This is a genomic window from Marinovum algicola, assembly GCF_900109145.1.
GTDB classification, from domain to species: domain Bacteria; phylum Pseudomonadota; class Alphaproteobacteria; order Rhodobacterales; family Rhodobacteraceae; genus Marinovum; species Marinovum algicola.
Genome location: NZ_FNYY01000001.1, coordinates 252,922 through 273,818 on the forward strand (window position 1 = coordinate 252,922; position 20,897 = coordinate 273,818).

Annotated in this window: 24 protein-coding genes; 6 read left to right on the forward strand and 18 right to left on the reverse strand. The window is 65.9% G+C overall.

What is annotated here, in order from left to right:
- Position 1: 1 nt before the first annotated feature.
- The 5 genes from ccoS to BMW90_RS01280 all read right to left on the reverse strand — a co-directional run bounded on the left by ccoS (position 2) and on the right by BMW90_RS01280 (position 5,349).
- Positions 2-160 carry a cbb3-type cytochrome oxidase assembly protein CcoS gene (gene ccoS, locus BMW90_RS01260; RefSeq protein ID WP_048529980.1) on the reverse strand — a complete coding sequence of 53 codons (159 nt, stop codon included), beginning with the start codon at positions 158-160 and terminating at the stop codon, positions 2-4.
- Entirely contained in the window at positions 157-2,346 is a 2,190-nt protein-coding gene (locus BMW90_RS01265) for a heavy metal translocating P-type ATPase (RefSeq protein ID WP_074834416.1), read from the reverse strand. Before BMW90_RS01265 ends, ccoS begins: the two co-directional genes overlap by 4 nt.
- A 3-nt stretch (positions 2,347-2,349) precedes the next feature.
- On the reverse strand, positions 2,350-2,811 hold the full coding sequence (locus tag BMW90_RS01270) for a FixH family protein (protein WP_074834418.1): 462 nt from the start codon (positions 2,809-2,811) through the stop codon (positions 2,350-2,352).
- Position 2,812: 1 nt separating this feature from the next.
- On the reverse strand, positions 2,813-4,360 hold the full coding sequence (ccoG, locus tag BMW90_RS01275) for a cytochrome c oxidase accessory protein CcoG (protein WP_074834420.1): 1,548 nt from the start codon (positions 4,358-4,360) through the stop codon (positions 2,813-2,815).
- Between the two features lie 98 nt (positions 4,361-4,458).
- Positions 4,459-5,349, reverse strand: coding sequence for a LysR family transcriptional regulator (locus tag BMW90_RS01280; RefSeq protein WP_048533672.1), 891 nt, complete (start codon positions 5,347-5,349; stop codon positions 4,459-4,461).
- A 100-nt stretch (positions 5,350-5,449) separates the two neighbouring features.
- Here BMW90_RS01280 and BMW90_RS26595 point away from each other — a divergent pair, with 100 nt between their 5' ends.
- Complete coding sequence (locus BMW90_RS26595; protein ID WP_158499009.1) at positions 5,450-5,614, forward strand: hypothetical protein; 165 nt, start codon at positions 5,450-5,452, stop codon at positions 5,612-5,614.
- Between the two features lie 225 nt (positions 5,615-5,839).
- Here the strand turns inward: BMW90_RS26595 and ccoP are convergent, their stop codons facing one another.
- From ccoP to ccoN, 4 genes are read right to left on the reverse strand one after another with little or no spacing between them, the layout of a single operon-like run.
- Positions 5,840-6,730: a cytochrome-c oxidase, cbb3-type subunit III gene (ccoP, locus tag BMW90_RS01285; RefSeq protein WP_074834421.1), complete on the reverse strand. Its 891-nt coding sequence runs from the start codon at positions 6,728-6,730 to the stop codon at positions 5,840-5,842.
- Complete coding sequence (locus BMW90_RS01290) at positions 6,727-6,918, reverse strand: CcoQ/FixQ family Cbb3-type cytochrome c oxidase assembly chaperone (RefSeq protein ID WP_048529989.1); 192 nt, start codon at positions 6,916-6,918, stop codon at positions 6,727-6,729. Before BMW90_RS01290 ends, ccoP begins: the two co-directional genes overlap by 4 nt.
- Positions 6,919-6,930: 12 nt before the next feature.
- Entirely contained in the window at positions 6,931-7,701 is a 771-nt protein-coding gene (gene ccoO / locus BMW90_RS01295; RefSeq protein ID WP_074834423.1) for a cytochrome-c oxidase, cbb3-type subunit II, read from the reverse strand.
- Positions 7,702-7,734: 33 nt separating this feature from the next.
- A complete protein-coding gene (gene ccoN, locus BMW90_RS01300; protein ID WP_074834424.1) occupies positions 7,735-9,348 on the reverse strand; it encodes a cytochrome-c oxidase, cbb3-type subunit I in 1,614 nt (537 codons plus the stop codon).
- A 193-nt stretch (positions 9,349-9,541) separates the two neighbouring features.
- Here ccoN and BMW90_RS01305 point away from each other — a divergent pair, with 193 nt between their 5' ends.
- On the forward strand, positions 9,542-10,381 hold the full coding sequence (locus tag BMW90_RS01305; RefSeq protein ID WP_074834426.1) for a universal stress protein: 840 nt from the start codon (positions 9,542-9,544) through the stop codon (positions 10,379-10,381).
- Between the two features lie 10 nt (positions 10,382-10,391).
- Here the strand turns inward: BMW90_RS01305 and BMW90_RS01310 are convergent, their stop codons facing one another.
- Complete coding sequence (locus BMW90_RS01310) at positions 10,392-10,826, reverse strand: DMT family transporter (protein WP_048530003.1); 435 nt, start codon at positions 10,824-10,826, stop codon at positions 10,392-10,394.
- A 124-nt stretch (positions 10,827-10,950) separates the two neighbouring features.
- Here BMW90_RS01310 and BMW90_RS01315 point away from each other — a divergent pair, with 124 nt between their 5' ends.
- Positions 10,951-11,364: a c-type cytochrome gene (locus BMW90_RS01315; RefSeq protein ID WP_048530004.1), complete on the forward strand. Its 414-nt coding sequence runs from the start codon at positions 10,951-10,953 to the stop codon at positions 11,362-11,364.
- A gap of 24 nt (positions 11,365-11,388) precedes the next feature.
- Here the strand turns inward: BMW90_RS01315 and BMW90_RS01320 are convergent, their stop codons facing one another.
- From BMW90_RS01320 to BMW90_RS01330, 3 genes are all read right to left on the reverse strand, one after another.
- A complete protein-coding gene (locus BMW90_RS01320; RefSeq protein WP_048530007.1) occupies positions 11,389-11,886 on the reverse strand; it encodes a MarR family winged helix-turn-helix transcriptional regulator in 498 nt (165 codons plus the stop codon).
- Between the two features lie 75 nt (positions 11,887-11,961).
- Entirely contained in the window at positions 11,962-12,261 is a 300-nt protein-coding gene (locus BMW90_RS01325; protein WP_048530009.1) for an FAD assembly factor SdhE, read from the reverse strand.
- A complete protein-coding gene (locus BMW90_RS01330) occupies positions 12,258-12,656 on the reverse strand; it encodes a helix-turn-helix domain-containing protein (RefSeq protein ID WP_048530011.1) in 399 nt (132 codons plus the stop codon). Before BMW90_RS01330 ends, BMW90_RS01325 begins: the two co-directional genes overlap by 4 nt.
- A 91-nt stretch (positions 12,657-12,747) precedes the next feature.
- On the opposite strand from BMW90_RS01330, the gene BMW90_RS01335 reads away from it, so the two are divergent.
- Positions 12,748-13,950: a pyridoxal phosphate-dependent aminotransferase gene (locus BMW90_RS01335; RefSeq protein ID WP_074834428.1), complete on the forward strand. Its 1,203-nt coding sequence runs from the start codon at positions 12,748-12,750 to the stop codon at positions 13,948-13,950.
- A gap of 4 nt (positions 13,951-13,954) precedes the next feature.
- On the forward strand, positions 13,955-14,356 hold the full coding sequence (locus BMW90_RS01340; RefSeq protein ID WP_048530015.1) for a hypothetical protein: 402 nt from the start codon (positions 13,955-13,957) through the stop codon (positions 14,354-14,356).
- Between the two features lie 19 nt (positions 14,357-14,375).
- On the opposite strand, the gene BMW90_RS01345 is transcribed toward BMW90_RS01340, so the two are convergent.
- The 5 genes from BMW90_RS01345 to BMW90_RS01365 form a co-directional block, all read right to left on the reverse strand.
- Entirely contained in the window at positions 14,376-15,749 is a 1,374-nt protein-coding gene (locus BMW90_RS01345; RefSeq protein WP_074834429.1) for an MATE family efflux transporter, read from the reverse strand.
- A gap of 40 nt (positions 15,750-15,789) precedes the next feature.
- The gene (locus BMW90_RS01350) at positions 15,790-16,497 is read right to left on the reverse strand and encodes a DUF1194 domain-containing protein (protein ID WP_074834847.1); all 708 of its coding nucleotides are present in this window, start codon (positions 16,495-16,497) and stop codon (positions 15,790-15,792) included.
- On the reverse strand, positions 16,497-16,925 hold the full coding sequence (locus BMW90_RS01355; RefSeq protein WP_048530018.1) for a VOC family protein: 429 nt from the start codon (positions 16,923-16,925) through the stop codon (positions 16,497-16,499). The genes BMW90_RS01350 and BMW90_RS01355 overlap by 1 nt, the downstream gene beginning before the upstream one ends.
- Before the next feature lie 68 nt (positions 16,926-16,993).
- Complete coding sequence (locus BMW90_RS01360) at positions 16,994-18,388, reverse strand: porin family protein (RefSeq protein WP_074834431.1); 1,395 nt, start codon at positions 18,386-18,388, stop codon at positions 16,994-16,996.
- Positions 18,389-18,392: 4 nt separating this feature from the next.
- A complete protein-coding gene (locus tag BMW90_RS01365) occupies positions 18,393-19,355 on the reverse strand; it encodes a hypothetical protein (RefSeq protein ID WP_074834433.1) in 963 nt (320 codons plus the stop codon).
- A gap of 198 nt (positions 19,356-19,553) precedes the next feature.
- On the opposite strand from BMW90_RS01365, the gene thyX reads away from it, so the two are divergent.
- Complete coding sequence (gene thyX / locus BMW90_RS01370) at positions 19,554-20,459, forward strand: FAD-dependent thymidylate synthase (RefSeq protein ID WP_048530023.1); 906 nt, start codon at positions 19,554-19,556, stop codon at positions 20,457-20,459.
- Positions 20,460-20,897 lie beyond the last annotated feature (438 nt).

The following is a 20,897-nucleotide window of genomic DNA, read 5'->3' on the forward strand; positions in this document are numbered from 1 at the left end:
ATCAGGGTTTGGGCCGGTCGTCCCATTGGTCGCAGAGGATACGCTGCGCATTGCCCGCGGGATCGTCGTATTGCCGTGCCCGGACGGTAAAGACAAAGCCGGCGAGGCCAATGCCGCCGAGGAGCAGCGCGATCGGGATCAGGTAGATCAGGACGTTCATGGCGACCTCAGGCGCAGGGCGTTGAGCGAGACGGTGATCGACGAGGTCGACATCGCCAGCGCGGCGATCAGCGGCGTAGCCAGCCCGGCAACGGCCAGCGGCACGGCGAGGATGTTGTAGAGCGTGGCAATGCGAAAGTTCTCGCGGATGCGCCGGGTCGCCGCGCGCGCGGTGGTCAGCGCCAGGGGCAGGGGAGCAAGATCGCGGCCGAGCAGCACGATATCGCTGGCCACCCGCGCCGCATCCAGCGCGCTGGCAGGCGAGATCGAGACATCGGCCATGGCCAGTGCGGCGGTGTCATTCAGCCCGTCGCCGACCATGAGCACATTTGCGCCCTGGGCCTTCAGCGCCCGGATGCGCGCCGCCTTGTCCTCCGGGCGGGCTTCGGCCGTCCAGTCCTCGATGCCGAGGCGCGCGGCCATGGCCGCCACCGGGCCGGGGGAATCGCCCGACATCAGGAGCACCCGATGGCCCGCCGCCTGCAAGGCCGCGACCGCCGCTTCGGCGCCGGGGCGCAGGGCGTCGCGAAAGGCGAAGCGGTGGGTTGTGCCATCCGGCAGGGTCAGCCAGGCGGCGGTCTCGCGGCCCTGGTCGCCGGCGCCGGCCCAGGCGGCGCGGCCGAGGCGGACCATGTGGCCCTCGAACTGCCCTTCGGTGCCGAACCCGGGCACCTCGTGGAGCCGGGTGACCCGGTCCGGTTGCAGCCCGCGATCGCGCGCGGCGCGGGCCAGTGCCTGGCTCAGCGGATGAGCCGAGCATTCGGCCAGCGCCAGAGCCAGGCGCAGCACCGCGTCTGAATGGCTGTCGGGGTGCGAGAGCACAGGTTGGCCCTCGGTCAGCGTGCCGGTCTTGTCGAACACCACGGTGTCGACCCGGGCCAGCCGCTCGAGCGCGGTTTCATGTTTGATCAGCATGCCGTGTTTGAACAGCCGGCCGGAGGCGGCGGTGGTCACCGCCGGCACCGCGAGGCCCAGCGCGCAGGGGCAGGTGATGATCAGCACGGCGGCCGCGATGTTGAGCGCGATCCGCAGGTCGCCCGACCAGGCAAACCAGCCGATAAAGGCCAGCGCCGAAAGGATGTGCACGCCCGGCGCGTAGAGCCGGGCGGCCCTGTCGGCCAGCGAGGTATAGCGCGCGCGGCCGGATTCCGCCACGGCCACCAGATCGGCCAGCCGGTGCAGCGCACTGTCGCTGCCAATGGCGCTGGCGCGAACCTGCAATGGCCCGGTGAGGTTCACCTCGCCGGCGCTGACGGCCATGCCCGGCGCGGCAAAGACCGGCAGGGTCTCGCCCGTCAGCAGTGACCGGTCGAGTTCGGAGTTGCCGGCCAGGATCTCGCCATCGACCGGCATCCGGCCGCCGGGCCGCACCAGGACGATGTCGCCAACCGAAAGCGCGCCCAGCGGCACCTGGGTCTCTTCGCCGTCGCGCAGGCGGGTGGCGCGGGGCACCTCCAGCGCCGCCAGCTCCTCGGCGGCCGACCGGGCGATGGCGCGGGTGCGGTGATCGAGATAGCGGCCGGCCAGCAGAAAGAAGGTCAGCGCGATGGCGGCGTCGAAATAGGCGTGGTGGCCCGAGAGCCATGTCTCCCAGAGCGAGGTTGCGAGCGCCAGCGCAATGGCCAGCGAAATCGGCACATCCATGTTGAGCCGCCGGGCGCGGAGTGCACGCCAGGCGCTGACAAAGAACGGCTGGGCGGCAAAGCCGATGGTGGGCAGGGTGATCACCGCCGAAATCCAGTGAAACATGTCGCGTGTCGCACCCTCGGCCCCGGCCCAGACAGCGACCGAGAGCAGCATCACGTTCATCGCCGCAAAGCCCGCCACCGCCAGCCGCATCAGCAGGTCGCGCCCGACCTTGTCGGTTGCGGTGGCGCCGAGCAGCCCGGCGTCGAGCTCATGCGCCTCAAAGCCCGCATCCGCCAGCACCCGGATCAGCGCGTCGGGGGTGACTTCGGGCCCGGCCGCAACGGTCACCCGTTTCAGCGTCAGGTTCACCCGTGCCTCGCGAACCCCCGCCTGGGCATTCAACACCCGTTCGACCGTGGCGATGCAGGCGGCGCAATGGATCGTGGGTAGCGACAGGGCCAGCGGTCCGGATGCCTCGGCGGCGCCGAGGGCCTGGGCCGCCGGGGCCGCGGCGCAGGCCGGGCAGGCCGAAGGCGAGGGGCGAAGCGCGACCGTCATGGCCTATTCCCCGCGCAGAAGGACGCGCTGCGAAAATGCGGTGCCGTCCGGCGCCTCGGCGGTCATCCGCAGGTTCCAGTTGCCCGGTGCAATCTCGGCATCGGCGACATATGCGCGACCGTTGAAACTGAAGTCGAGCGCGATGTCGTCCTTGACATGGGTGGCCCGGCCCAGCACCGCATGCAGGTCGGCCACCTGCACCGGCCGGCCCTCGGCATCCTCGATCGCCAGCACCACCCTGCCGTCATCTGCGGTGGCGGTGACGGTCCAGCCCAGCGCCTGCTGCGCGTCGCGTCTGGCATCGAAGCTTTGGCTGGCGACATAGGAATTGCCGGTCTCGAGCCCCGGAAAGGTCGCGACCGCGTTGAAGGCCAGGGTCAGGTTGACGCCGATGATCACGCCAAAGGCGGCGGTGAAGATCGCCAATACGTGCCAGCCGGTGAGTTTCCGTGTCGCGGATGTCATCTCAGTTCTCCTTGCCGTTGAAGACGGTGTCTTCGAAGCTGCGTTCGCCGCTCTCGGTGTCTTCGGCCCAGAGCCGGATATCGCTGCGTGCCCGCCGGGCCGGGGCCGCGGCGGCGGGCGCGATCACATGGACCTTGTGCAATTGCGTGCTGTCGGCGGGAACGGTGACGGTCGTGTGTGTGGCGCCTTCGACCTCGAGCCGCAGCGCCGGGTCGCCGGCCACCGAGAGCCGGAAGGGCTGCGCCATGCCATGTTTGTTGCGCAGCCGCACCTCGTAGGTGTTGCGGATCGCTCCGTCCGACAGGGTAACAAAGGTGGGGTTGCGCACCGGGGCGACCGTCATGTCGATCTCGGGCCGGATGAAGAGCGCAAAGAGCAGCAGCAGCCCGACCCCGCCCCAGAGCGTGGTATAAAGCACGGTGCGTGGCCGGAAGACATGGCGCCAGACCGGCCGGGGCGTGCCGCCGGCGCGTTCCGCGGCTTCGTCGGTCAGTGCCATGTAGTCGATCAGCCCGCGGGGCTTGCCGATCCTGGCCATCACGTCGTCGCAGGCATCGATGCAGAGCGCACAGGTGATGCATTCCATCTGCTGGCCGTTGCGGATGTCGATCCCCATCGGGCAGACGTTGACGCAGGCCATGCAGTCGATGCAATCGCCGGGCGGCTGATCGGCCAGCGGCTGCGGCAGGATCGGTGCGGCATAGGGCATCGGTGTCGAGGGATAGGCCGGCGCGGTGCGCCCGGTGGCGGCCTCTTCGGCGGCGATTTTCAGCGACAGCGCCTTGTTCTTCTTCTGACGGCGGGTGTTGCCCTTGCCGCGCGGCTCACCGCGCCAGGCGCGGTAGCCGACGGTCAGCGTGTCCTCGTCCATCATCGCCGCCTGGATGCGCGGCCAGGGGCAGGCGTAGATGCAGATCTGTTCGCGGGCAAAGCCGCCAAAGACAAAGGTGGTCAGCGTCAGGATCGCCATGGTGGTATAGGCCACCGGATGGGCCTGGCCGGTCACCAGATCGCGCAGGAGCGTCGGCGCATCGGCGAAATAGAACACCCAGGCGCCGCCGGTGCCCAACCCGATCAGCAGCCAGATCGCCCATTTCGTCAGCCGCAGCCGGGCCTTGCGCAGGCTCATGGCCTGACGGTGCAGGCGCAACTGGGCGTTTCGGTCGCCCTCGATCCAACGTTCGACCAGCATGAAAAGATCGGTCCAGACGGTCTGCGGGCAGGCATAGCCGCACCAGACCCGGCCCAGCGCCGAGGTAAAGAGGAAGAGGCCGAGACCGGCCATGATCAGCAGCCCGGCGACGAAATAGAATTCATGCGGCCAGATCTCGATCCAGAAGAAATAGAACCGCCGGCCGGCCAGGTCGATCAGCACCGCCTGATCGGGCAGGCTGGGGCCGCGGTCCCAGCGAATCCAGGGCACCAGATAATAGATGCCCAGGGTGACCGCCATGATCGCCCATTTCAGATTGCGGAACCGGCCCGAGACGCGCTTGGGAAAAATCGGTTCGCGCGACTTGTAGAGGCTTTGCTCTGTCGTATCGGTCAAGAGGGGGCTCCGGGTGCTGCGTTTGCGTCCTTTTGGACGTTGCGCCGCGCCACGGCTTTGACCTGAGTCAAACTGCGCCGCCCGGTCCCCCTTTATGTTCAGCCCGCCGCCATGCCCTGTGCCTTGCCCTGCTGGCGCAGCCAGGCCACGAAACGCCGCAGCGGCGGGCGCTGGACACCGGGGCGGGTGACGATGAAATAGCCTTTCTTGCGCACATCCTCGAACAGCACCCGCAGCCGGCCGGCGGCGACATCCTCCTCGACAAAGACCCGCGCGGTGATGGCGATGCCCTGGCCCTGCCGCGCCGCCTCGATCATCAGGTTGCCGGGCAGGGAAGAGATGCCCATGGCGCGGTTGCGGCCGACGCCCAGCCGGGCGAACCATTCGGTCGCCTCGTTGGTGCCCAGCTCCTGGAGCCAGTGAAAGGCGCGCAGATCGTTCAGATCGTCGAAGTCTCGCATGCCCACCAGCGAGGTCGCCGCCACCACCGCGATCGGTGATTGCACCAGCAGTTCGGCTTCGAGCCCGGGCCATTCGCCCGAGCCGTACCGCAGCGCCACGTCGATGCCGCCGGGTTCGATCGGCTTCACCTCGGCGGTGGGGTCGATCATCAGGCTGATCGCGGGGTTCGCCGCCCGGAAATCCGCCAGCCGCGGCATCAGCCAGGACGAGGCAAAGCTCGGTGTCGCGGATACTGTCAGGGGCCGGTCGGCATCGCGCCCGGTAAGCTCGTCACAGACCCGGGCGACGCCGCCAAGCCCGTCGAGCAGGGCATCGGCCAGCCGCTGGCCCTCGGGCGTCAGCACCATGCGGCGGCCCGACCGGTCGAGCAGGGTAAGGCCGAGATGCGCCTCGAGATTGCGGATCTGCTGGCTGATCGCCGCGTGGCTGACATTGAGCGCGGCGCCCGCGGGCTGCACCGCGCCGGCATCGGCAAAGGCGGCAAAGGCGCGCAGGGCGGCCAGCGGGGGCAGGGCAGTCCAATCCATCATGTAATCCTGTCTTACATGATCGAATTATTCCTGCCTCGCCTGAGCGCCGTCAATAGCGCATATTATCTGCATATCCCCAAGGCCTCAGGAGGCTGACATGTTCGGAATTTTTGCAGATGTCTTCAAGCGCGCAACCTATCTCGAGGATCGTGATGCGGGCTATCGCAAGGAAGAGCCGCCGCGCCGCGACATCCAGCAGCGCGCGCCCTTCCACTGGTCTTTCGAGACCCGCCGCCGGTTGTTCGGCGACGACAATGGATGAGCCCCGCGCCAAGCCCGGTGCGCTTCGCTGGCCCTGGCGGACCGGGCGCTGGCGGCGGCATCAGGTGCCGTTCGGCCGGCGTTATCTCTGACGCGGAAAGGCCGCCGGTTCCGGCGGCCTTTGGCTTTGAACACAGGGGCCCTGTGCGGGTTTCGGGCGTCACGGTTCCCCGACAGGGCCCCCACGCCAGCCCGAGACGGCAGGGCTGTCCTGGCTGTTCCGGGGCTATTCGGCCGGTGGCGCCTCGCCGCCGCCCAACCCGTGCACATAGGCCGAGACCGCGCGGATCTGCGCCTCGGTCAACCGTCCCTGCCACGCCGGCATGACGCCGTAGCGGGCATTGTGCACCGTCTCAACCAGCCGCGCGTAATCGCCGCCATACAGCCAGATCGCATCGGTCAGATCGGGGGCGCCCTGCATCCGGTCGCCGGAGCCGTCCGCTCCGTGGCAGGACGCGCATTGATCGGCAAAGACCTGGGCCCCCGCCGCCACTTCGCCGGCATCCTGCGGCGGGCTGGAAAGCGACATCACGTAGTTGACCACCTGGCTGATCTCTTTGCCTTCGATAAGTTCATCGCGGCCAAAGGCCGGCATCATCGAAAACCGCGCATCGGGGTTTTCCTCATTGCGGATGCCGTAAGAGATCGTCTCGTGGATGGCCGTGATATCGCCGCCCCAGAGCCAGTCATCGTCGAGCAGATTGGGATAGCCACCGGCCTGCGCGCCGGCCGCACCCGAGCCGTGGCATTGCGCGCACCAGGTGCGAAACACCGCAGCGCCGGCATTGGTGGCATAGCTCAGAAGCGCGGGATCGGCGGCGATGGCGGTCAGATCGGTGGTTTCGAGCCTTGCGTTGATCGCGGCGTTGGCGGCGTCGACGGCGGCGATCTCGCTGGCCACTTCGGCGCGGGTGGAATAGCCCAGCACGCCGGCGGTGGCCTTGGAAATCCCCGGCCAGGCCGGATAGGCGATGGTGTATCCCACGCCCCAGACAATCGTGGCGTAGAAGGCCCAGAGCCACCAGCGCGGCAGCGGATTGTTGAACTCCTCGATCCCGTCCCAGCTGTGGCCGGTGGTTTCGGGATCGCCCGTCTGTTTCGGCGGTGTCCGGCTCATGTCCGTGCCTCCTTGTCCTCTGCGGCGGCAGGTCTGTCATCGTGGCGCAGCGGGATGGCGGCGCAGTCGCGATGGGCGGCGCGGCTACCGGGGCGCAGCACCCAGAGCACCATGCCGACAAAGAAGGTGAAGAGCACCAGAAGGCCCCAACTGTCGGCCAGTTCGCGCAGAAAGGAATAATTCTCCATGTCAGTGCCTCCTTAGCGGCTTGCAGCGGGCGTGAAGGTCGAGAAATCGACCAGCGTGCCCAGCATCTGAAGATAGGCGATCAGCGCGTCGGCCTCGGAAACCCCCGGCGCCCCGTCGAAATTTCGCAGGTTGACACCTTTGCCGTAGCGGTCGAGCAGCCCGTCGTAATCGCTGTCGGGATCGGCCTGCGCCCGAAAATCGGCCTCTGCCGCCTCGATCATTTCGCTGCTGTAGGGCACGCCGACGAAGCGGTGGGTCGCCATCAGCTCATCGACATGGCGCCCGTCGATCAGCGTCCGTTCGAGCTGGTCGTATTTCGGCATCACCGATTCCGGCACCACCGATTGCGGATCGCGGAAGTGATCGACATGCCAGTCGTCGGAATAGCGCCCGCCGACGCGGGCCAGGTCCGGCCCGGTCCGTTTGGAGCCCCATTGGAACGGGTGATCATACATCGATTCCGCCGCCAGCGAGTAATGGCCATACCGCTCGACCTCGTCGCGCATCGGCCGGATCATCTGGCTGTGGCAGGTATAACAGCCCTCGCGCACATAGATGTCGCGCCCGACCAGCTCCAGCGGGGTATAGGGGCGCATGCCCTCGACCTTTTCGATGGTGTTGTCGAGGTAGAACAGCGGCACGATCTGCACCAGCCCGCCGATGGTCACCACCAGGAAGCTGAAGATCAGCAGCAGGGTGGCGTTTTTCTCGAGGATCTTGTGCCGATCCAGGAGTGAGCGGCGGCGCGGTCGTTCGCCAATCGCCGTGGCGGATGCGGGCATTGCGGGTTTGTCAGTAGCCATCTCCGGTCCTCCTCATTCGGCCGGCGTGGCATGGGCTGCGGCGGCAGGGGCCTCGGCGGCCGGGCTGCGTTTCACAGTCATCCACAGGTTGAAACACATGATCAGCGCACCGGCGAGGAACAGGACCCCGCCCAGACCACGCACCACGTACATCGGAAGCTTCGCGGCCACGGTGTCGGCGAAGGAGTTCACCAGGAAGCCATTGGCATCCACCTCGCGCCACATCAGCCCTTCCATGATGCCGGTCACCCACATCGAGGCGGCGTAGAGCACGATGCCGATGGTGGCGAGCCAGAAGTGCCAGTTGACCAGGCTCAGCGAATAGAGCCGCTCGCGGTTCCACAGTTTCGGCACCAGGTAATAGAGCGCGCCAAAGGTGATCATGCCGTTCCAGCCCAAGGCGCCGGAATGCACGTGGCCGATGGTCCAGTCGGTGTAATGGCTCAGCGAGTTGACTGCGCGGATCGACATCATCGGCCCTTCGAAGGTCGACATGCCGTAGAAGCCAACCGAGATCACCATCATGCGGATCACCGGATCGGTGCGCAGCTTGTCCCAGGCCCCCGACAGCGTCATCAGCCCGTTGATCATGCCGCCCCAGGACGGCATCCAGAGCACGATCGAGAACACCATGCCCAGCGTCGAGGCCCAGTCGGGCAGGGCGGTGTAATGCAGGTGGTGCGGACCGGCCCAGATATAGAGAAAGATCAGCGCCCAGAAGTGGATGATGCTGAGCTTGTAGCTGAACACCGGGCGTTCGGCCTGTTTCGGGATGAAGTAGTACATCATGCCCAGGAAGCCCGCGGTCAGAAGGAAGCCCACGGCGTTGTGGCCGTACCACCATTGCACCATGGCATCCTGCACGCCCGAGAAGACCTGCACCGATTTCGAGCCCCAGATCGACACCGGGATCGAGAGGTTGTTGACCACATGCAGCATCGCCACGGTGACGATGAAGGCGAGGTAGAACCAGTTGGCCACGTAGATATGCGGCTCGCGGCGGCGGATGATCGTGCCGAGAAAGACCGCGAGATAAACCAGCCAGACCACGGTCAGCCAGAGGTCGATGTACCATTCCGGCTCGGCGTATTCCTTGGATTGTGTGGCGCCGAGCAGATAGCCGGTGGCGGCCAGGACGATAAAGAGTTGATAGCCCCAGAAGACGAACCAAGCGGCATTGCCGCCCCAGAGCCGCGCCGCGCTGGTGCGCTGGACCACGTAGAACGATGTGGCGATAAGCGCGTTGCCGCCAAAGGCGAAGATCACCGCCGAGGTGTGCAGCGGCCGCAGCCGGCCAAAGTTGGTATAACCCTCCGACCAGTCGAAGTTCAGCCCCGGAAAGGCCAGCTGAAAGGCGATGAAGGTGCCCACGAGAAAGCCCACCACGCCCCAGACAGCGGTGGCGATCACCCCGTAGCGCACGACGCCGTCCATATAGGCGGTTTCGATCGCGGGCTCGGGTGGGTCCTCGTCGGTGTTGCGCAGAACCCAGAGAAACAGCCCGCCGCTGATCACGAGGATCAGGACGGCGTGCACCTGATAGGCCAGGTCGCGCGCGAAATTGGCCGCCAGCGCCGAAAAAAGCACCAGCAGACCAAGCGCCGCCAGCTTGATATAATTAGACATTGTTCGTCCCTTCGTCTGGCCCCGCGCGATTCGTTGTCCGGCGGGGCAAATACGGATGGGGGCGTTTCTGCGCCTGCCGGGCGAAAGCTGCCTTGATCTGGGTCAATACTTTCGCCGTCCCGGTTTGACGTGGCTCAAGGCGAGGCTGCGATGCAGGCGGCTAACGTGCAGCGACAACGGGAAGGAGACACCCATGACCTACAAATCCGTGTTCACGGTTCTCACCAATCCGAAGCTGGACAGTTCTGTTCTGCCCCAGGCCGCCGATGTGGCGCGGCTGTTCGAGGCGCATCTCGAGGTGCTCTGCCTGGGCATCGACACCAGCCAGGGCGGATATTACTTTGCCGGCGCCAATGCGGTGATCCTGCAAGAGACGCTGAGCCGAGCCTCGGCCGAGGCCAAGGCGGTGGACGAGGCGGTGCGGGGCTGGCTGGACCGGACCGATCTGCACTGGAGCAGCGATGCCGCCATGGCGCAATCCGGCGATCTGGGCCGGTTCGTTGCCGGCCACGGCCGGTTCTCGGACCTGGCGATCCTGCCGCAACCCTACGGTGAGGATGGCGGTTTCGATCAGGAGGCGGTGATCGAGGGCGCCTTGTTCGGGGCGCAGGTGCCGGTTCTGGTGATGCCCGAGGGCGCAGAGCTGCGGAGCATGCCGAAACGCATAGCGGTTGCCTGGAACGAAAGCGCCGAGGCGCTGCGCACGGTGCGCGCGGCCTTGCCGTTGCTGATGGCGGCCGAGCGGGTGGCGGTGGTCGTCGTCGATCCGCCGGTGCACGGGCCCAACCGGTCGGATCCCGGCGGGCTGTTGTCGCAATATCTGGCGCGCCACGGGGTCAAGGTCGAGATCGACATCCTGTCACGGTCGCTGCCACGGGTGTCTGACGTGCTGAGCCGTTATTGCACCGACATGGGGGCCGACCTGCTGGTGATGGGGGCCTACGGCCATTCGCGGTTCCGCGAAGCGATCTTTGGCGGGGCGACGCGCGAAATGCTTGAAAGCGCGCAGCTGCCGGTCTTCATGGCGCATTGAGCGGCGGCGCTCAGGCCTGTTGCGTGATCCAGACGCCGATGCCCATGACGCCGATGCCCAGCGCGCGGGTGAAGGTGAGGGGCGAGACCTGCGCTGTAAAGAGGCCGAAATGATCGATCGCGGCGGCGCTGACCAATTGCCCCAGAAGGACAAAGAACACCGCGTTTCCGACCCCGAATTTTGGCGCCACCCAGGTAACAGTGAGCACGTAGAAGGCAACGAAAAGCCCGGCCAGGAACAGGTGCCGCGGCGCGCCCGCCGCCCGCGCCAGCGCCGCCGGGCCGGTGACCGCCAAAACGGCGATCGTCGCCGTCAGCGCCACGCAGAACAGGATCGTCGCGGCCGCCGCGGGCGAGCTCATGCGCTGGCCCAGCGCGGCGTTCAGCGCGGCGAGCAGCGGAATGCCGAACCCGGCGGCAAGCATGGTCAGGGCATAGATCGGCATCGGCCATCTCCTCGAATTGCTGCGGCACACTATCGCGGGATCTGCGCGGGACGCCAGCCTCTTTGCCATTGCGGTCCGCAATGCGGTTTGCGACTCTCAACTCAATCGAGCAACAGGATAAAAAATGACCCCGATTCAACGTCTCGGCCTTGGCCTTGCCGCCTTGGCCGCCCTTGCGGCCTGCAAACCGAACGAAATGCCGGAACCGGATGATGGCCGCAGGCTGTTTGTCGAAAATTGTGCCCTGTGCCATGGCCGGCAGGGCTTGGGGGACGGTCCTGCGGGGGCGGGGTTGAAGCCCGGACCGGCCGATCTCACGCGGATCAGCGCCCGCAATGGCGGCCGCTTTCCCCGGGCCGAGGTGCTCTCGACCCTCGATGGCTATTCCCGGGTCGATTTTCCCGGCGCCGGCATGCCGGAATTCGGCGAGCTGTTGCGCGGCGATCTGATCCCGGTGGATGTCGGCGATGGCAGGCCGACACCGACGCCGCGCAAACTGGTGGCGCTGATGGAATATCTCGAAAGCATCCAGCGCTGAGCCGCCGGCCCGCGCAAGCCCTGTTCAGTAGATGTAGCGGATCTGGTCGGTCCAGTAGCGTTCGACCCGGCGCAGCGATGTGGTGATCTCGGTGATCCCTTCGGGGCCGAGCACGCCGCGCGCCTGGAGCCCCTCGGCATGGCGGGCAAAGAGCTGCGACACCACATCGCGGATGTCGCGGCCCTTGGGCGTCAGCCGCACACGCACCGAGCGCCGGTCGATCTCGCAGCGCTGATGGTGCATGTATCCGGCTTCGACAAGTTTCTTGAGATTGTAGCTGACATTGGAGCCCTGGTAATAGCCACGGCTCTTCAACTCGCCGGCGGTCACCTCGTGGTCGCCGATATTGAACAGCAACAGCGCCTGGACCGCGTTGATTTCAAGCACGCCAACCCGCTCGAACTCGTCCTTGATCACATCCAGCAGCAGCCGGTGCAACCGTTCGACGAGCGCGAGCGCTTCGAGATAATTGGCCATGAAGCCCGCATTGCCGGGTGCGGGCAGGGAGGAATGCAAGCTCATAAGGATCTCCGCCATGCGTCTTCTTTCGGGCAAGTTGCAGGAAAATCCCGAAAAAAGCGTTAAAGGCGGAAGGAATTACCCGACCCGGCCGGTCTGTCCCACGCCGCCCGCCGCCGACAGGGCCACATCGCGGATGTCGGCGATCAATGCGGCATGGGCGGGTGGCGGTGTCATCTGGCCCGAGACCCATTGATAGAGATCCTGGTCGTTTTCCGACAACAGCGCATCGTAGCGGTCGAGCGCGGGCGCATCCATTGCCACCAGCCGCGCCTCGGCATAGGCCACCAGGATCAGGTCCATCTCCTTGATGCCGCGCCGCATCGACCGCATGCGCAGCCGCTTGATCCGCGCCTCGCGAGCTTCGCCGCTGCTCATGTCACCGCCTCGGAGAGCTTCAGGCGCAGTTTCTTCTCGAGCCGGCCGAGCTTTTCCGCATTGGCCTTCATCGTCGCCTTCATCTCGCGCAGCTCGATCAGCAGGTCATTGATGTCGGGGGTCATCAGGTCGGTGTCGTCGGGGTCCGACACGCCTTCGCCTTCGCCGGTCAGCAGCCACACCAGCGAGACATTGAGCACGCCCGCCATGATCGAGAGCCGGTTGGCCCGCGGTTCGAGCAGGTCGTCCTCCCATTTCTTCAGGGTGCTCAGCTTGACTCCCAGGCGCTTGGCCAGATCGGTCTGTGTCATCCCGGCCTGGTCGCGCGCGGCGGCCAGCCGGTCGCCGAAGGTTGCCGCTTCGGGGCCATACCAGTCGGTGGTGTCGTCCTGCATCTCATGCTCCTCGCTGCCGATCCCGCTTGAACGGCCTTCCCGCGCAATCTAAGACGGATGTCGTTGAGTTACAAACCACAGGCCCGACCCGATGTCCCTGCTTTCCGACACGCTTGCCCGTGTCAAACCCTCGCCCACCATCGCCGTCACCACCAAGGCCGCCGAATTGCGCGCCGCGGGCCGCGATGTGATCGGCCTTGGCGCCGGCGAGCCGGATTTCGACACGCCGGACAACATCAAGCAGGCCGGCATTGCCGCCATCGAGGCCGGCAAGACGAAATACACCGCGCCCGACGGCATCCCCGAGCTGAAAGCGGCGATCTGCGAGAAATTCGCCCGCGAGAACGGGCTGAGCTATACGCACGATCAGGTCAGCGTTGCCTCGGGCGGCAAGCAGATCCTCTATAATGCGCTGATGGCCACGTTGAACCCCGGCGACGAGGTGGTGATCCCCGCGCCTTACTGGGTGAGCTATCCCGACATGGTGCTGCTGGCCGGCGGCACGCCGGTGATTGCCGAAACCGCGCTCGAGAACGGCTTCAAGCTGACAGCGGATCAGCTCGAGGCGGCGATCACCGACAAGACCAAGTGGCTGATTTTCAACTCTCCGTCGAACCCCACCGGGGCGGGCTATGACCGCGCGGCGCTCAAGGCGCTGACCGATGTGCTGATGCGGCATCCGCATGTGCATGTGATGACCGACGACATGTACGAGCATCTGGCCTACGACGATTTCGAATTCTGCACGCCGGCGCAGGTCGAGCCGGGGCTTTATGACCGCACGCTGACCTGCAACGGCGTGTCCAAGGCCTATGCGATGACCGGCTGGCGGATCGGCTATGCCGCCGGGCCGAAACCGCTGATCGCCGCGATGCGCAAGATCCAGTCGCAATCGACGTCGAACCCCTGCACCATCTCCCAATGGGCGGCGGTCGAGGCGCTGACCGGGCCGCAGGATTTCCTGGCCGAGAATGTCACGCTGTTTTCCGGTCGCCGCGATCTGGTGGTGCGGATGCTGAATGCCGCCGAGGGCGTGACCTGCCCGAACCCGGAAGGCGCCTTTTACGTCTATCCCTCGATCGCCGGTCTGATCGGCAAGACCAGCGCCGGCGGCACGGTGATCGCCGATGACGAGGCCTTTGCCACGGCGCTGCTGGAAGAGACCGGCGTCGCGGTGGTCTTTGGCGCGGCCTTCGGGCTCAGCCCGAACTTCCGGGTAAGCTACGCCACTTCGGAGGCGCAGCTGGAGGAGGCCTGCCGCCGCATTCAGAGCTTCTGCGCGGGGATGACGTGAGCCGATGACCTCCGGTCTGCCAGAATATTACTTTCGCGTGCGCGAGAACGGCGCCCTGGTGTTCCGTATCGACACCGGCAACCGGCACCGGCGGATCGAGATGGACCAGATCGCGGTGGTCAATATCCGCAACGGCGAGGTCAAGCCGCATGGCGGGCGCGAGCTGAGCGCGGCGGACCGGGCCGAGATCGACCGCTGGATCGCCGAGCGGCAGGCCCTGCTCGAAGCGCGCGACCTCGACGACATCCTGCGTGCGGTCGATCACATGAATCTGACCACGCAATGGGCGCAGTCGCGGGCGACACCGGAGCAGCTCGATCAGGTGACCGATGCGCTGTTGCTGGCGATGCATGATCTGCGCAGCGTGCTGGTGCGCAAGAAAGCCGATCGCCTGCTGAAAGACTAGGGCCGCCTTTCTGGAGCGGTTACGAGACAGAGGCCGGGCCGGAAGTGGCGAGGCGGTCGGCACGAAGCCAGAAGCGCGACATCATCATCACCCCGGCGGCGGCCAGGCCGATGACCAGCCCGGCCCAGACCCCGATGCCGCCGAACCCCCAGGTGAATCCCAGCAGATAGGCGGTGGTCAGCCCGAGGCCCCAATAGCTGATGCCGGCGATGATCATCGGCACCGTCGTGTCCTGGACCCCGCGCAACAGGCCCAGGGCCAGCACCTGCATGCCGTCGGCCAGCTGAAACAGGGCCGCCATGACCAGAAGGCCGGTGCCGATGGTGATGATCGCGGCGCGGTCGGGGTCGTTGTCCGACAGGAAGAGCGAGATCAGCGCCTCGGGCCAGATCAGGAAGATCGCGCAGGTGATCGCGGCGAAAAAGGCCGACAGGGCAATGACGCTCTGGGCGCCGCGGCGCAGCGCGAGCCGGTCTTTCTGGCCAAAGGCATTGCCCGCGCGCACCGTGGCGGCATTGGACAGGCCGAGGTGGATCATGAAGGCGGCGGTGCCGATCTGAAGCACAATGCCATGCGCGGCGAGCGGCACGGTGCCCAGCCAGCCCATCATGATCGAGGAGGCGGCAAAGAGCCCGACCTCGGCGAAATTGGTCAGGCCGATCGGCACGCCCATGCGCAGAACCCGGGCCAGCACGTCGAAATCCGGGCGCCAGAGCCGGGCAAAGAGGTTGTGCGCGGGCAGGGTGGCGCGGGCATAGATCACCACCCCCACCAGAGAGACCAGATGCACAATCAGCGAGGCACAGGCGGCGCCGGCGACGCCCAGCTCGGGGGCGCCCCAGTTGCCGAAGATCAGCATGTAATTGGCCAGCGCATTGGCCGCCGCCGCCAGCACGGTGATCCAGAACACCACCGCCGTGCGTTCCAGCGCCGCGAGGTAGCTCTTGATCACCATCACCAGCAGCGCCGGGATCAGCGCCACACCGGTGATGCGCAGATAGACCTGGGCCTCGGCGGCCAGCTCGGGCGCCTGCCCCAGCGCCTCGAGCAGCGGCGCCGAAAACCAGAACATCGGCAGGAAGAGCGCGCCGTAGATCACCGAGAGCCAGAGCCCCATGCGGGTGATGCGGCGCAGCCCGATCTCGTCGCCCTCGGCTGCGGCAGAGGCCACCAGCGGCATCACCGCAAAGGCAAAGCCCGAGCCCAGCAGGAAGGTGACAAAGAACACCGTGGTGCCCAGCACCAGCGCCGCCAGCGCCTCGACCCCGTACCAGCCCATCATCACCGTGTCGGTCAGACCGATCAGGAATTGCGCCAGGTGCCCGCCCACCAGCGGCAGGCCGATGCGGGTGATGGCACGGATGTGCTGGCTGTGGGTCAGGGGCGTCTGCATGGCTCCGCTCTACCACTCTGGCGGGGTCCGGCAAGCCTTTTCAGCGCTGCGGTGTGACGCCCAGAACCAGCTCGCGGGTTTCGCGGTAGAGCTTGCGGGTCATCGCCGCCTCGAAGCCTTCGAAGCCCTGCGCCTCTTCGAGAAAGGCGCGCCGGCCACGCAACACCTCCTGGCGGTAATACGGCACGACGCGGGTGTCGTCGCCGGTGACCACAAGGCCGTTCACCGTCACCCCGTCAAAGGGAAAGTGGCGATAGGCGAGCTGCGGCCGGAAACCTTCGTTGGTGATGCCGTCGCCAGAGACGTCCACCACCTGCCGCAAACAAACCGGGGCCCGTTGCAGCAGACCGGCGGCAAATCCCAGGGCATAGCCCATGGCGGTGGGAAATTCGGAATAGGAGCGCGGCAGGCGGCGCACGCGGTCGGCGACCGCCGCCAGGTCTTCAGCGCTGTCGAGCAGGAGCCAGTCTTGCAGGACCTGTTGTTGCTGCCGGCCGCTCCATTCAAAGATTGCCAGCGCCACCGGGCCGGAGCCTTCGAGGATGGCCTCGGCCACGGCGTCATCGGTGAGCGCGGCCGCGAGGCCCTGGCGTTGCAGCTGATGCTCGGAGGCGTTGACCGAGGCCGAGACATCCACCGCCAGCACCAGCGCCAGCCGGCAGCTGGCCGCCGCCGCCCCGGCCCAGAGGGCCAGAAGACAGGTTGTCAGAAGACGGGTCGTCCAAAGACGGGCGGCCAGCCGGGGCATCACCAGTGACCGGTGTTTTCCATGCTGGCCCAGGGCTCTTGCGATGGCAGGTTGTCGCCCTCTTGCAGCAGTTCGATCGAGATGTTGTCGGGCGAGCGGACAAAGGCCATGTGGCCGTCCCGCGGCGGGCGGTTGATGGTGACGCCCGCGTCCATCAGTTTCTGGCACAGCGCATAGATGTCTTCGGTGCGATAGGCGAGATGGCCGAAATGGCGGCTGTCGGAGGGCAGGCCCTCGTCGCCGTCCCAGTTGTAGGTCAGCTCGATCGGGCAGTCCTCCTGCCCCTCGGGCGCCATGAAGACCAGGGTAAAGCGGCCTTTCTCGCTCTCGTTGCGGCGGGTCTCTCTGAGGCCCAGAAGCTGGTAGAAATTCATCGAGGTTTCGAGGTCCTTGACCCGGACCATGGTGTGCAGATAGCGCAAGCCCATGCCTGTCTCCTTTGTTTGCTGGGGCGGAGCCTCGGGCACGGGGGCGGCGATGTCCAGTGGTCTGGCGTTCAGAATGCCGTGCGCAGCCCGAGCGAGACCGAGAGTTCGTCGGTCTCGAAGCGGCTGACGTTGGACAGCGTGCGCTCGGACGAGAGCTTGAGGGTGGGGGTGAAGCCCATGTAGCCCAACCGGTCGAAGCTGACATTGACTTCGGCGCTGCTGCGGGTGTCCTCGCGCCCGCCGGGGACGGACCAGAACAGGATGCGGTAATCGGGATAGGTGGTCTCGGACACTCCGATCGCGGCCGAGAGCGAAACCGGCCCGATCGGCTTGGCGCGGTGATAGGAGAGCCGGGCCGAGCGCTCGGTAGAGCGCGACTGGCCATTGTCGGAGGCGGCCCAGGTGGTGCCCACGGTCAGCGCCAGCCGGTCCTTGTTGGCCATGGTGTGGATGGCGCCAAAGCTGACGCCGGTGGTCTCGACATCGGCCAGACCGTTGGCGTCGTTGTGGCGCATCTGGTAGTTGGCCCCGGCGGTCAGTCGCAGTTCGGGGCCGAGGTCGAAACCGTAAGACAGCCCGCCGCTGGCCAGATCGTAGGACCGGTCGCCGCCGTTCCAGACCTGGCCGAAGCTGAGCCGGGCCGAGGCCAGCCCGCCGGCGGCCCCCAGGGCGCGATGATGCGACAGGCCGAGGGCGACATAGGTCGAGCCATAATCGGCGTCCTCGGCCTGCGGTGCCTTTTTCCGCGCCTCGTCGCTTAGCCTGACGCGGCGCAGCTGGCCGCCCCCGGTCAACCGGGTTTCCGATGCCGCGCCCTGATGCAGCCGGTAGCTGAAGCTGCCGCCGACCTCGGCGATTGTGCCTGACAGCGCCTGGCTCGCGGCGGGCAGGATGCCCACCACTGGAATGCCGTCGATCACGTTGATCCGGTCGGCCGAGCCATTGTTGACGTTCGAGGAGGGCGCGATCTGGCCCGCGATCTGGAACTTGAGCCGGGCGACGCTGCGCAGGGCGCGGTATTCGTGGATCGACCGGTTGCGCGTCGGCGCGGTGGGGGCGGCCTGAAGCGCCCGGCGCATCCAGAGCTGACCCAGTACAAACCGCTCGTCGCGGGCCTCGGTCGCGGCCACCACGCGGGCGGCCTCGTGGCGCTGGCGCCTGGTGTCGGCGTGGCGATAGGCCAGCTTGGCGGCGCGGCGCGCCTCTTCGAGATTGCCGGCCCGCATCAGCACGGTCGACATCACCATATGGCCAAAGGGATCCTCGGGGTCGGCTCGCAACAGGCCCAGCGCCAGCTTGCCGGCGATGTCATGCCGGTCGGCAGAGAGCGCGCGCAGGATCAGCGCGCGGCTGTCCTCGGGGGTCAGCAACTCCGAAGCCGGGGCAGCGGGCGGCGCACTGTCGGACCATGCCGGGCCGATCAGGCCCAGGCACAGCCCGAGGATTGCGACACGGCGCAACATGGGATCAGTTCGGAGCGACGATATCGCAGACCGCCGCATCGTTCGGCTGGCCGCATTGCGTCAGCACGAAGACACCGTATTCCTGTTCGTTCTCGACATCGTCGATGTGATCGCTGACGGAAACGATCCCGGCCACGCTGGTGGCGCCGTTGCCGCCAAAGATACCGCCGTAGTCGCCGACGTCGGAGCCGACTTCGCCGCTCATCTCGACATCGCCAAAGAACTCGCCGTTTTCGTCGATGTCGCTGACCACCAGCGTCAGATCGTCGAGCACGAGGGTGGTGGTGTTGTCGATCGGGCTGATCAGCACGCGGTTGTAGATCTCGCCATTCACCGCATTGTCGGCAAAATTTGCGTTGAGGAAGATCGTGCCCTCGATGCGCGACGGCTGGCCCGGCAGATCGGGAAGATCGTCCGGGTCGACGCCCGGCGGGATCGGCAACAGATCGGCGCCCTCGGAGCTGCTGATATTGGTCACGGCGGCATAGTTGCCGGCATAAGAGACCTGACCTTCGCCGGGGCCGTTGCCGATCGACGGCGCATTGAAGCCGCCGTCACGCTGGTAATAGCCGCCGCCGTGGAAATAGTTGAACTGGCCGCCATCGATGGCCACCCCGGCATGCACGCTGCCGTCAAGGCTCTCGGCCGCCAGCGCAATGAACATCCGGTCCAGCGGATCTTCCTGCGCGGTATAGGCCATGTAGCCGGCGGTATCGAGCGCGGCATTGCGGGTGAAGGAATTGGTCAGCGGCGTGCCGTCGAGCGCAAAGATCTCGACGGTGATCGTGTCGGCGCCGGGCTTGGACACGTTGGACACATTCGACGCCAGCGCCTCGTTGATCGTGCTGGCCTCGGCCTGCTCTTCGGTGTCTTCCGGATCTTCCTGGAAGGGATTGTCTTTGCCTGTGCTGCCTTCGCAGGCACTGATGGCCACCGCTGCAATCAGCGGTAATACAAAACGATTCATGAAACTGCCCCGGTCTTTGCCCGTTTGTTTTGTCCACACGCTGATTTTCGGGGCCTTGAAAGTCAATGTAAAAAGCCGCGCGGGCGCCCGACACCCGGCAACTGCGGCAAATCGGGCATACCAAGTCTCCGCTTTTTTCTTGGGCGCCACACCAGATATAGTGGAGCCCTGATTCATCTTGTAGAAAGGATTCGCCCCATGTCCGTCACGCCCGAACAGGCCGCCGAAATCGAAGCTCTGCGGGCCGAGACGCGACCGACCCTGCGCGCCACCTCGGCCGGGATGGAGGCGCATCTCTATACCGCCTATCCGGTGCTCGATCACGGCTTCGTGCGGGTTGTCGATTACATGGGCGACGATGCCGCCATCTGTCAGGCCGCCCGGGTGAGCTATGGTCGCGGCACCAAGTCGGTGCAGAACGACGAAGGGCTGATCCGCTATCTGATGCGGCACTGGCACTCGACGCCGTTCGAGATGTGCGAGATCAAGCTGCACGTCAAACTGCCGGTGTTCGTGGCGCGGCAGTGGATCCGCCACCGCACCGCCAACGTGAACGAATATTCCGCCCGCTATTCGATCCTCGACCGCGAGTTCTACATCCCCGAGCGCGATGCGCTGGCGGCGCAATCCGTGGTCAACAACCAGGGTCGGGGCGAGGCGCTGACCGGGGAAGAGGCCGACCGCGTGCTGCGCTATCTGCGCGACGATGCGATGCGGGCCTACGACCATTACGAGGAAATGATTTCGTCGGACGGTCAGCAGGGGCTGGCGCGAGAGCTGGCGCGGATGAACCTGCCGGCCAACATCTACACGCAATGGTACTGGAAGGTCGATCTGCACAATCTGCTGCATTTCCTGCGCCTGCGTGCCGACGCCCATGCGCAATACGAGATCCGGGTCTATGCGGATGAAATCTGTAAGGTTGTCGCCGACTGGGTGCCCTTCGCCTTTCGCGCCTTCGAAGATTACCGGATGGGCGGGGCGACCCTGTCGTCGACCGCACTCGACTGTGTGCGCCGGATGCTGAAAGGCGAAGAGGTGACGCAGGAAACCTCCGGCATGTCCAAAGGCGAGTGGCGGGAGTTTCAGGCCGTCTTGGGTTGAAACCCCGTGGAATTGGCGGTCGGCTGAATCCCAAAGTGCTTTGAAGTTGATAAATCAATTGCGTATCAATTTTAATTCCCAGCCGCGGGATAGAACGTTGAATGCGAATTTGGAATGGTTCCAATTGGTGGTTCGCGTTCAACGCTTGACGTGTTCAATAGCCAGGTAACCTTTGCCTGAAATGAAACAGGGTGGGTTTTAGCCCGCTTGCGCGCAGGGGTGGGTTGAAAATCCACCCCACGGCGGACTTCGCCGACCGTCCCGATGCAGGGTGCCGTGCCACTGCTGGCCTCGCTTGCCCGCAGGGTGGGTTTCAACCCACTGGCGTGAAATTGCAGAAGAAAATCACTCCAAAGCGGCCGTCGCGAATCGCGTCAGACCGGCCCCGATGCCGCATTTTTCACCCTCTGAGGTGCCTTGTTACCCAGTTTCCGCAAA